Here is a 10,169-nt window from a genome sequence, read left to right as displayed (position 1 = left end):
TTTACCCTGCCCTGCCTTCGCTTGCGCTCAGTTAGGACAGGGTTATGTGCAGAACTGCGTTCTGCGTGTCGGCTTTCAGCCTCTCTTTGCCTTATGCTTTGTGCGAGAGAAAGATTTTCATAAGGTCTGGGCTGGAACTCTGCAAAATTCTATTGCTGAATAGTTACATCCGTAAAATATGCGCGGGGATTTTGCAAAATCTTTACTTGATCACGCGGCCTGTCATGTCGTAGCGGGTGTTGCCGTTCACGATGATAACCTGGCCGTTTTCGATGGTCTTGTAGGCCTTGGTGCCGATAACCTTCACGTCGTTGATGCCTGTTGAGGGGTCAACGGGGGTCTTGCTTGCCTTGAAGTTGTCGAATGCGAAGTAAGTGGGAGTGTTGATGCCCCATGTGCCCTTGTCGCTTGAGTCCATCACCATGCGGATTAAACTAACCTCTCCAAGCGTGCTGAGGTCAACCTTCTGCCAATCCTTGACGATCTTGCCGTCCTTGGCGAGGTAGAACTCTACCTGAGTTCCGGTCTCAACCAATTCTACTTGCTCCTTATCCCAATCAATAGCCATGCCCTTGAAGATGACCTTGAGGTAGTCGTTCTCGTCGAACTTCTTGGCATACGCGTCACCGTTCTCCATTGAATTTACTGCGTAGGCAGTGTTAGTGACATAAACATACTCGGGGTAGAATGGAGCGCCTTCAGACAATTCCATTATTTCAGGATACTGCTCGCTGTTGTTAGCGTCATACTCGCTGTAGTAAGCTATCGCGAAAGCCTTTGAGCCATCGCAACCGCCACCAGTGATTGCGTTGTACTGGTCGTCAAGTCCTGCAAAGGTGTTGCTGGTTGTCCTCGACACTGTAATGCCGTTCCAGTAACCATAATTACTATTACAAGAGAACCAGAAGTCACCAGAATACACCATGTCATATTCATGGGGTATAAAAGCATGGCCGTCTTCGCACAAGTCAAAGTCCTCAAAAGTGACTAAATCATAAGCATTGGCAGTCATGCCACAAGCGAGTGCCAGACCGCAAAGGATAGAGTAAAATTTCTTCATTTGGTAAGAATCTTTAGTAATACAAAATTGAATTTTGATGCAAAGTTACAAATTTTATCGCAAAAAACGGGTAGAGACAGAATTTTTATTGTATCTTTGACAGTCAGTATAATATTAAACACAGAATTATGGAATTTAGCGAAGTAATCAAGGGCAGGTATTCCTGCAAGAAATATGACACCGAGAAGGTGATAAGTGAGCAACAGCTTGAGGCAATCCTCGAGGCGGGACGTGTGGCACCCACCGCCAAGAATCTGCAGGAGCAGCACATCTATGTGGCGCAGAGCAAGGAAGCACTGGCTGCCATCGACTCCTGCACGCCGTGCCGCTACGGAGCAACCACCGTGCTTGTGGTGGCTTGGGACAAGGACAACGTGTTTACCTATCCTGGCGGAAAGCGTGACTCGGGTGCCGAGGACGCTACTATCGTGGCTACGCACATGGTGCTGGCGGCTCACGATGCTGGTGTGGATAGCTGCTGGGTGAACTTCTTCGACCCTGCCGAGCTGGCACGTGCTCTCAACCTGCCCGGCAACGAGGAGGTGCTCATGCTACTTGACCTAGGATTTGCCGCCGAGGGTGCTGAGCCGCTGGTCAACCACTTCTCTCGCAAACCCATCAGCGAAACTGTGACAAGAATCTAAACATATATTGACATGAAGAAACTTATCGTTGCCGTGCTGGCGTGTGTGAGCACCCTGTGCGGATGTCAGTGCCACAAGGCCGACAATGACATGAATGTGACATGCGGAGGATATTCTAAAGAGGCAAAGGTGACCGCCCAGGAGATGGAAGTGTGGGACTCTGTTGCCAAGATTTATCCCGTGCTCAATGAGTTAACGCCCGAGACCGTTAAGAGTCAGGTCGTGGCTGGCATGAACTATGATTTCTCGTGCCGTGACAAGCAGGGCAAGCCGCAGAGCGTGAAGATTTTCATGCCGCTTCCCGGCGAAGGCACCCCCTCGGTGCTGGCTTTCGGCAAAAGACTTGACTTGAACGAGGAATAATACCCTTTTACAGTAACTATACGGCAATAACTGAGGACTCCCGCGCGGATTTCACTCACTGATTTAATTATAACTGAAAGAAATTAAAATAATTAGAATAATTTCTTATTCAGCTTAAATCAGCAATCTATTGTTTTTTTGACATAAGAACAAAAGAAAAAATTTTTTGTGGATTTTTAGTTAATTTCAAGCGAAGTGCCCTTTTTCTCTTAGATTGTATGAAAAGGTGATGGCACTGCGCTTGAAATACACTGAAAATTAACTACAAATATATAATTATTGTTGATTTTTTTCGTGAGACGTGCGCGGGGATATTACCCAAGGTACCCTTACAGGCGAGACACCTTGAGGAAGCGTTTCAGGTAGAGCACAGCTGCTACCGAGAGGCTCACGGGGAATGCCATCCACACACCCAGCGCGCCCCAGTTAAGCACTACGCCCATTAAGTAGCTCAACGGCAGGGAAATGACGATGTAGGCGATGAAGGAGTACTTCATCAGCTTTGTCACGTCGCCCAGTCCGCGCAAGGCGTTGGCAAAGGTGCATTGTATGCCGTCGCCCAGTTGGTACAGCACGAGCGGGTAGGCAAGAGTGCTCACGATGGCAGCAACCTCGGCGCTGTCGGTAAACAGGTGCGAGATGTCATTTCGCAAGACGAAGACTATCGTGCTCAAAACCACGCTTATCACAAATATCATCTGCCACCCGGCAAATGCCGCATGGCGCACGCCTTGCATGTCGTGAAGGCCATTGTGATTGCTCACGCGTATGGTCACGGCATTGGAAATGCCTATGAAGAACATGAAGATGAGATTGGTCATGCTTATCATCACTTGGTTAGCAGCCAGCACGTTAGTCCCCATCCATCCCAGGAAAATCGTAACCACGGTGAACGATGCCGTCTCAAGCCCCATCTGTATGGCGATGGGCCATCCCAGGCGGTTGAGCAGCAGCATGTCCTTGGCATTGGCACGGCGGGTGCGCCACAGTTGCACATATTCCTTGTACTTGGGACGCAAGAAGAACACAGCCAGGGTGAGCAGCAATATCACCACGCGCGACGACATGGTGGCCCATCCAGCTCCCTCGATGCCCATCTCGGGAAACCCGCAGTGCCCGAAGATGAGCAGCCAGTTGCCCACGATGTTCCACACATTGCCTATGAGTGTGATTGTCATGGCCACGGCGGTGTCGTTGATGCTATCGGTGAACTGCTTGAACGCGCTGTTCACCACCATGAACGGCAGCGACAAGATCTGTATCACCAGGTAGGGACGCATGAGCGGCAGCAATTCCTCGGGCTGACCCATGTAGGGTAGGGCGAAGTATAGCGCCACCAGGGCTATGCAGATGATAATCCCTTGCCCGAAGTTGGTGACGATGCTGCTCTTGAGCACATCCACGATGCGCGGTTTGTTGCCCTGTGAATACAGCGCGCCTATCTGCGACACGGCCCCTATCGAGTAGCCAATGGTGAGCAGTAGCGCCAGCACGAACATGCTGTTGACAAACCCCACGGCCCCCAGCTCGGCAGTGCTGTGCTGCCCCACCATCACATTGTCGGCAAGGTTCTGGAACGTGAGTCCCACGTGACCTATGGTGATGGGGAGACCCAGCTTGAAGAGCGCTTTATATTCTTTTGGGTAAAAAAATCTCATGTCACAATTTCTTGATGATGCGTGCCGGGTTGCCGGCAACCACCACGTTAGACGGTATGTCCTTCACCACTACCGACCCAGCGCCCACGGTCACGTTGTCGCCTATGGTTACGCCGGCAAGAATAGTCACTCCGCCGCCTATCCACACGTCGTTGCCTATGGTCACAGGCAGAGCCCACTCCTGACGGGTCCTGCGCTCCATGGGGTCGGTGCTGTGGCAGGCAGTGTAGATGCCCACGTTGGGCCCCACAAAGCAGTCGTCTCCTATGGTCACCAGGGCTTCGTCAAGAACAGTGAAGTTGAAGTTGGCAAAGAAACGCTTTCCCACCTTGATGTGCTTGCCATAGTCGCAATAGAACGGCTGGTTGATGAACGTGTCGTCATCGCACTGGCCCAGAATCTCCTTGATCATAGCCAGTCGCGAGGCATAGTCGGTGGGACGCAAGGCGTTGTACTGCCACACGCGGTCCTTGGTGGCGTTCAATTCCAGCAAAAGCTGCTCGTCGCATGCATCATATATCATGCCGGCAAGCATTTTCTCTTTTTCGGTCATGGAGTAAAAAGTCAGATTTAGTAAGAGTCAGTCAAGTACCACACTGCAATAGCGGCGTGCGCCAGCAGTATAGCGGGCACACCGATGTAGAACTTCTTGTGACGGGTCTTGTGGCGGAAACACAGCATAGCCAGCAGCGCGCCCACACTGCCGCCCATTGCGGCAAGCAGCAGCAAAGTAGATTCGGGAGTGCGCGTTCTGCGCCACTTGCGATGGCAAGACTTATACTTGTCAAAGCAGTACACCCCGAAGGTCACCAGATTGATAAAAGCAATGTAGCAAAGTAATAACTGTATCATTTCGTTGTCAAAGGTAGTAACAAATTTTATAATACGCAAGTTTTTGCTACAAATTGTGTACTCCCAGCCCCCCTCAACCAAGCCTTAGCAATTTCACATTTTTTCTGTCGCAGTCCAGGCCTGCCTCCCGTGTGGTGATTTCAAGTCGTATATTTCTTATTCTGTCATGTGCTAATTGATTTTGAAGGTCAAACAAGATGCTGAACGAGTTTGCTGTTATCTTCTAACGATAGTTCGCTATTGATGAAGTCCACATAGTACGCACAGTGTTCGTCTGATAGTAATGAACGGAGTTCTGATGCTATCCATTGCGCCCCTGCTACGAAGTCGTCAAATGCAGGGGCATCGGAATTGGTCACCTGCTCTGGTGGTGGGAACTTGTCAACGATGGAAGTCCAGTAGAAGTTGTCTATGATGTAGAACATGTCACGGGCATCCTTATCAGTTTTCAGGTGACGGTCTATCCAAGCGTCGAGCTTTATCAGGAACTGACCACTTAGCGATGCTATGCAGAACCGTACATTCCCGTCCACGATAATTGTGTCTGCCTCCTTCATAACATCCTCAAAACATCTTACCGACATTTCCGGATTGCCCTCAGGAGGCCATCCTATTACCTCGTTGTTTGCAAGAGGTCCAAACGGAACGACATCAACTTCATAGTCGTTGGTTCCGTCCTTACCTTTATAATAGAACTTCTGCTTGGCATACGGATCTTTCTTGAAATGGTTCTGTTGAAGCAGTTCCGATACCTTGTCAAACATTTCCCAATTATCAAGAGCGATGGCAACGTCAATATCAATGGTACGCCTTGCCGAAGCTGGAACATTTAGAACTTTCATTACAATATCCCTTGCACATGCTCCTACAACGTACAACTGGAGATTCAGTTGCTCCAACGATTTCTGCAAAGCTGCCAGTGTCTCGTACAGAGGATCATTGGCAAACTTTGTCTTGTCTATTTTATATTCCATTCTTTATCAATCTTTGTGCTGCCTCTATCTGGCGGCTGTCGCCACTATTCATGAGGTCTGCATATATTATTAGCTTTGGTGCAACCTTGGTGTCATCGTCATCATTCCAGAACTTCTGGTATAGAGTGATTTCTCCATTCTCATTTGGCATTACCATACCTGTTGTCATCAACATTGCACTTGGTTTTGATGTGTATATATCGAACGAACCTGGAACGAGATAACCATCTGTAAGGTATGCACCACAATCACCGCCCCATAACATGCCCTCTGGCAGATTTATCTCCTGCCAGTTGCTACGCATCTCGTCTGTCCTGAAACTCATTCTTCTGAGCATCAGTTTGGGTCTGATGGTCTGATTGTATGCCTGAACCCATAGTTCCAATAACTTGTCCTCGTTAATGAGCCTCCTACCTTTGTCTGTATGCATGACAAATTGCCTATTGGTCAGTTCCTCAATAGCATTCTTGATAGAGCCTAGAGACATGCCTGTCTCACTTGAAATGGTTCGATATGCCTTGCCTACAAACGATTTGTCAGAAAGGAATCTATATATAAGTTTGATTGCACCTTCTGATAGGGCATGGCTCTTAATGTCATTCCTATATGTATTCTTCTGACCAGAGACATTCACACATAAAAGTCCGTGCTTGATCATGCAGTTTCCGGCATAATCAATCACACTAATTCCGTTATCATACATGGTTTGCATAATAGAAGGCTGAACATAACCTATCACTAACAGAATGGGTAGGTTTGTTGCTTCATGTGCATCCTTAGCTTGTTGCATGGTAAATGACATGTTTGAGCTCATGACAACACTTTTTGCTATTACTCCAAAAGTGGTATCTGCCACAGAAATAGTTGAATCAAGGATTCTGTTCTGTGGCATGATGCTTGAGACATCACAACCATCCAACTTGTCTGAGAGTTTTTTGCACGCTTGGGCTATAAGTTCTTTCTCTTTAATCGATGTCATTGTTCATTGTTTTATATATGTTCATAAATTGATGAACGCTGCAAAATTACTGAACAGAATTTGATTAACCAAGCTTTTCTATAATATTTACACTTGTGAGTCCATTTTTATATTTCTTTAGTAGTTGAAATGTAAATTATCGGCAATTTTCGAGGGTTATTGCCGATAATTTACATATTGTGCAGGTGTAATCGAACAAAATAAATGGCCGAATTATTTCGAGCCATTTATCCCTCAATGGTGGTCAATCAAACTTATAACCTAAGCCAAATACAATTGACTTGTTTTTTCTTCTAAATATCTCCACACATTGTTCAGTCCAAATTCATATCCACCAAACACTTGGAAAGCGCATTTTGACACACCCTCACATAACCCTGTCCTAACTGAGCGCAAGCGAAGGCAGGGCAGGGTAAACGCGATACACTATACTGCGGTTGGAGACCGCCACCTTGTTCGTCTCGAGGTAGCGGTCTTCAACCGCGATTTTGTCACACTTTACACCCCCACCGGCAGCCCGCAGGTCTGCGACCAGCGGTTAACCAAAGTTACGACCTCCCTGAGGTCTAAAAAATCCACAAAAATATATATTTTCAATGAAAAAATCAGTGAGTTCAGTGAGATCCGCGCGGGGAGTTCCATTGCTGAATAGTTACCTCAAAATCAAAATTCGTCCAATATGAACTAAAATTCCCTTATTTCTGTTTCAGTGGTTTTTAGTTGCTGGCAGTGGTGGTTGAGAGTACTTGTTCGCGGAAGATGCGGTCGGTCTTAATTCGCTCTAGCACAATCTTTGACGCGCCCTGGTGCGACTCTTTCTTGCTGTAGCCCGTGGCATCGCCGGCATAGATGCCCCCCAGGATCACGGCCGTGCGGAAGATGGGGTTGTTGTCGGCATCGTTGTAGGTATCCACAAGTTCATACTCGATGGTGACGCGATACTTTTGCGTCCACTCGATGAGGCGTGACTTGAAGTTTTGCTCGGTCTTGATGAGGTCGTTGAGGTCGAAGTGCTGCTTGATGAGCCTGTCGATGATGAAACGGCGTGTGCGGTGATATCCCTGGTCGAGATACATGGCTCCCACGATTGCCTCAACGGCATTTCCCGCGATGTAACTGTTGTGTGACGATGAGTGTGGCGATGCGCTCACATGGCTCTCGATGTGCAGGGCCTTGCCTATGCGGTTGAGGCTCTCGCGCTGCACGATCTTGGCACGTGTTGAGGTAAGGAATCCCTCGTGTTTACCAGGATAAATTTCATAGAGGTAGTCGGCCACCACGAGATCGAGCACGGCATCGCCCAGAAACTCGAGTCGCTCGTTGTTGGCCCATCGCCCGTCGGGCAGCTGCACAGGCTTGCTGCGGTGCACAAGGGCGAGTTTATATAGCTCAATATCACCAGGATAGTATCCGCTGATGCTATGCACATAAACATAAAGCTCCTTATCCTTGATGAAAAGGAGCTTTATGAGTGATATGAGACGGGAAAACACCATATCAAATGAGATTGACGTGTGTTACCCTTTGTACTTCTTTACGATGATGCTGGCGTTGTGTCCACCGAAACCGAATGTGTTAGACAGAGCGACATTGACTTCACGCTTTTGCGCCTTGTTGAAGGTGAAATTCATCTTATAGTCGATGTTCTCGTCCAGGTCGTCATCCTTGTGGTTAATAGTGGGGGGAACAATATCGTCCTGGCAAGCCTTGACGCAGAACAGAGCCTCCATAGCGCCGGTAGCGCCCAGCATGTGGCCGGTCATAGACTTGGTAGAACTGATGTTGAGCTTGTAAGCGTGCTCGCCAAAGAGGTCGGCGATTGCCTTTGCCTCTGAAACATCGCCCACGGGAGTTGATGTGCCGTGTACGTTTACATAGTCCACGTCCTCTGGTTTGATGCCTGCATCCTCGATAGCGCGCTTCATCACGAGCTTTGCACCCAGGCCCTCGGGGTGGGTAGCAGTCAGGTGGTAAGCGTCGGCGCTCATGCCGCCGCCTATTACCTCGCCATAGATTTTAGCGCCGCGAGCCAGAGCGTGCTCCAGCTCCTCAAACACGAGGACAACAGCACCCTCACCCATCACGAAACCGTCGCGCGAAGCGCTGAAGGGGCGTGATGCAGCCTGGGGGTCATCGTTGCGGGTTGACAGTGCGTGCATCGAGTTGAAGCCACCCACACCAGCAGGATAAACCGAAGCCTCGCTACCACCAGTGACTATAGCGACTGCCTTGCCCATGCGTATCTGGTTGAAGGCGTCGATCATTGCGGTGGTTGAAGTGGCGCAAGCCGAAACCACGCCATAGTTGGGACCACGGAAACCATACTTGATAGAGATGATACCTGCTGCGATGTCGGCAATCATTGTCGGGATGAAGAAAGGACTGTACTTGGGACCCAGCTCGGGGTGAATAGCATAGTAACCAGCCTGCTCCTCAAAGGTGTGCAGACCACCGATACCTGATGCCACGATAACACCAACCTCGTTGAGGTCGGCGTCGCTCTCGAGCAACTTTGAGTCATCAACAGCCTGCTTGCTTGCAGCAAGGGCAAACTGTGTGTACTTGTCATATTTCTTGAAATCCTTCAACTCACGACGATCATCAGGGTTCAACAGATAGTCGGCGGGGTTAAAGTCCTTAACCTCACATGCAAACTGTGTCTTGAACAGCGATGCGTCAAAATTAGTAATAGGCCCTGCTCCACTCACACCATTGACGGCGTTGTTCCATACGGTCTCAACGTCATTGCCAAGGGGTGTGATTGCACCAAGACCTGTTACCACTACTCTCTTTAATTCCATAGAGTGAAAGTGGAAATTAAAAGATTATGGTTAAGTAATTCCTTAAGCCTTAGCAGCTTCGATATAGCTGATAGCGTCACCTACGGTCTGGATACCTTCTGCCTTGTCTTCGGGGATCTGGATGTCGAACTGGCGCTCGAGTTCCATGATGAGCTCTACAGTGTCGAGTGAGTCAGCACCGAGGTCCTGAGTGAATGTTGCTTCGGGAGTTACTTCTGATTCGCTAACGCCCAGTTTGTCTACGATAATTGATACTACTTTTTCAGCAATTTCAGACATAGTTGTAAATTTTTGTTTGATTATTAATTAATTGATTTTATAAATTTCTCTTCAAAATCGACTGCAAAGGAAATAATTATTATTCAAATATTAAAGAAATTTTTCCATAAATTGCACCCCGTTGAGTATTTTTTGTCTTTTATGGCCTAAATGTTTATAAAATTAAAGATATTTTAACACATTTTCCTCCCTTACGAATCATTTCAGGAATGTGATTTCCCCCGCGCAAATCTCATAGACACACTTCGACTTGCGTAAGTTGAGTTGATTATTCTAATTATTTTAATTTCTGAAAATTTTCATCTGCGTCATCAGTGAGATCCGCGCGTGGAAAGCCTATTGCTGTGTTGTTGCCACACTGGCGTAACTATTCACCAATGGAACTCCCCGCGCGGATCTCACTGATCTCACTGATTTAATAATAACTGAAAGAAATTAAAATAATTTCTTATTCAGTTAAATCAGAGCAATCTGTTGTAACTATACTACAATAGATTTTTATCCGCGCGGGGATCTCACATGATTTTGTAATGAGAGGCTGAAAGCCGACACGCAGAAC

Annotated in this window: 11 protein-coding genes; 2 read left to right on the top strand and 9 right to left on the bottom strand. The window is 47.8% G+C overall.

The annotated features are described in order from the left end of the window. Positions 1-202 precede the first annotated feature (202 nt). Positions 203-1,060, bottom strand: coding sequence for a DUF4465 domain-containing protein (locus tag ACKI3C_RS11895; RefSeq protein WP_407405327.1), 858 nt, complete (start codon positions 1,058-1,060; stop codon positions 203-205). A gap of 128 nt (positions 1,061-1,188) precedes the next feature. On the opposite strand from ACKI3C_RS11895, the gene ACKI3C_RS11890 reads away from it, so the two are divergent. After that, entirely contained in the window at positions 1,189-1,704 is a 516-nt protein-coding gene (locus tag ACKI3C_RS11890) for a nitroreductase family protein (RefSeq protein WP_407405325.1), read from the top strand. 12 nt (positions 1,705-1,716) lie between these two features. Beyond that, positions 1,717-2,067: a hypothetical protein gene (locus tag ACKI3C_RS11885; protein WP_407405323.1), complete on the top strand. Its 351-nt coding sequence runs from the start codon at positions 1,717-1,719 to the stop codon at positions 2,065-2,067. Between the two features lie 329 nt (positions 2,068-2,396). Here ACKI3C_RS11885 and ACKI3C_RS11880 read toward each other — a convergent pair whose 3' ends face one another. From ACKI3C_RS11880 to ACKI3C_RS11845, 8 genes are all read right to left on the bottom strand, one after another. Continuing rightward, entirely contained in the window at positions 2,397-3,725 is a 1,329-nt protein-coding gene (locus ACKI3C_RS11880; RefSeq protein ID WP_407405321.1) for an MATE family efflux transporter, read from the bottom strand. Position 3,726: 1 nt separating this feature from the next. Next, on the bottom strand, positions 3,727-4,278 hold the full coding sequence (locus ACKI3C_RS11875) for a sugar O-acetyltransferase (RefSeq protein ID WP_407405319.1): 552 nt from the start codon (positions 4,276-4,278) through the stop codon (positions 3,727-3,729). A 17-nt stretch (positions 4,279-4,295) separates the two neighbouring features. Continuing rightward, a complete protein-coding gene (locus ACKI3C_RS11870) occupies positions 4,296-4,577 on the bottom strand; it encodes a DUF1294 domain-containing protein (protein ID WP_407405317.1) in 282 nt (93 codons plus the stop codon). 188 nt (positions 4,578-4,765) lie between these two features. Then, the gene (locus ACKI3C_RS11865) at positions 4,766-5,551 is read right to left on the bottom strand and encodes a hypothetical protein (RefSeq protein WP_407405315.1); all 786 of its coding nucleotides are present in this window, start codon (positions 5,549-5,551) and stop codon (positions 4,766-4,768) included. After that, on the bottom strand, positions 5,541-6,530 hold the full coding sequence (locus ACKI3C_RS11860) for a type IV toxin-antitoxin system AbiEi family antitoxin (protein ID WP_407405313.1): 990 nt from the start codon (positions 6,528-6,530) through the stop codon (positions 5,541-5,543). Before ACKI3C_RS11860 ends, ACKI3C_RS11865 begins: the two co-directional genes overlap by 11 nt. A 716-nt stretch (positions 6,531-7,246) precedes the next feature. Beyond that, complete coding sequence (gene rnc, locus ACKI3C_RS11855; RefSeq protein ID WP_407405311.1) at positions 7,247-8,026, bottom strand: ribonuclease III; 780 nt, start codon at positions 8,024-8,026, stop codon at positions 7,247-7,249. 21 nt (positions 8,027-8,047) lie between these two features. Continuing rightward, entirely contained in the window at positions 8,048-9,331 is a 1,284-nt protein-coding gene (gene fabF / locus ACKI3C_RS11850) for a beta-ketoacyl-ACP synthase II (protein ID WP_407405309.1), read from the bottom strand. A gap of 42 nt (positions 9,332-9,373) precedes the next feature. After that, the gene (locus ACKI3C_RS11845) at positions 9,374-9,610 is read right to left on the bottom strand and encodes an acyl carrier protein (protein WP_407405307.1); all 237 of its coding nucleotides are present in this window, start codon (positions 9,608-9,610) and stop codon (positions 9,374-9,376) included. Positions 9,611-10,169: the final 559 nt, after the last annotated feature.

Origin of the sequence: Sodaliphilus sp. (assembly GCF_045598405.1) — a bacterium.
Taxonomy (GTDB): domain Bacteria; phylum Bacteroidota; class Bacteroidia; order Bacteroidales; family Muribaculaceae; genus Sodaliphilus; species Sodaliphilus limicaballi.
The sequence above is the reverse complement of the archived record's forward strand: the minus strand, read 5'-3'. Positions and strand labels throughout refer to the sequence as shown.

Coding starts and splice junctions, on each gene's coding strand:
- ACKI3C_RS11895 (WP_407405327.1), bottom strand. CDS start 1,060: ATGAAGAAATTTTACTCTATCCTTTGCGGTCTGGCACTCGCTTGTGGC.
- ACKI3C_RS11890 (WP_407405325.1), top strand. CDS start 1,189: ATGGAATTTAGCGAAGTAATCAAGGGCAGGTATTCCTGCAAGAAATAT.
- ACKI3C_RS11885 (WP_407405323.1), top strand. CDS start 1,717: ATGAAGAAACTTATCGTTGCCGTGCTGGCGTGTGTGAGCACCCTGTGC.
- ACKI3C_RS11880 (WP_407405321.1), bottom strand. CDS start 3,725: ATGAGATTTTTTTACCCAAAAGAATATAAAGCGCTCTTCAAGCTGGGT.
- ACKI3C_RS11875 (WP_407405319.1), bottom strand. CDS start 4,278: ATGACCGAAAAAGAGAAAATGCTTGCCGGCATGATATATGATGCATGC.
- ACKI3C_RS11870 (WP_407405317.1), bottom strand. CDS start 4,577: ATGATACAGTTATTACTTTGCTACATTGCTTTTATCAATCTGGTGACC.
- ACKI3C_RS11865 (WP_407405315.1), bottom strand. CDS start 5,551: ATGGAATATAAAATAGACAAGACAAAGTTTGCCAATGATCCTCTGTAC.
- ACKI3C_RS11860 (WP_407405313.1), bottom strand. CDS start 6,530: ATGACATCGATTAAAGAGAAAGAACTTATAGCCCAAGCGTGCAAAAAA.
- rnc (WP_407405311.1), bottom strand. CDS start 8,026: ATGGTGTTTTCCCGTCTCATATCACTCATAAAGCTCCTTTTCATCAAG.
- fabF (WP_407405309.1), bottom strand. CDS start 9,331: ATGGAATTAAAGAGAGTAGTGGTAACAGGTCTTGGTGCAATCACACCC.
- ACKI3C_RS11845 (WP_407405307.1), bottom strand. CDS start 9,610: ATGTCTGAAATTGCTGAAAAAGTAGTATCAATTATCGTAGACAAACTG.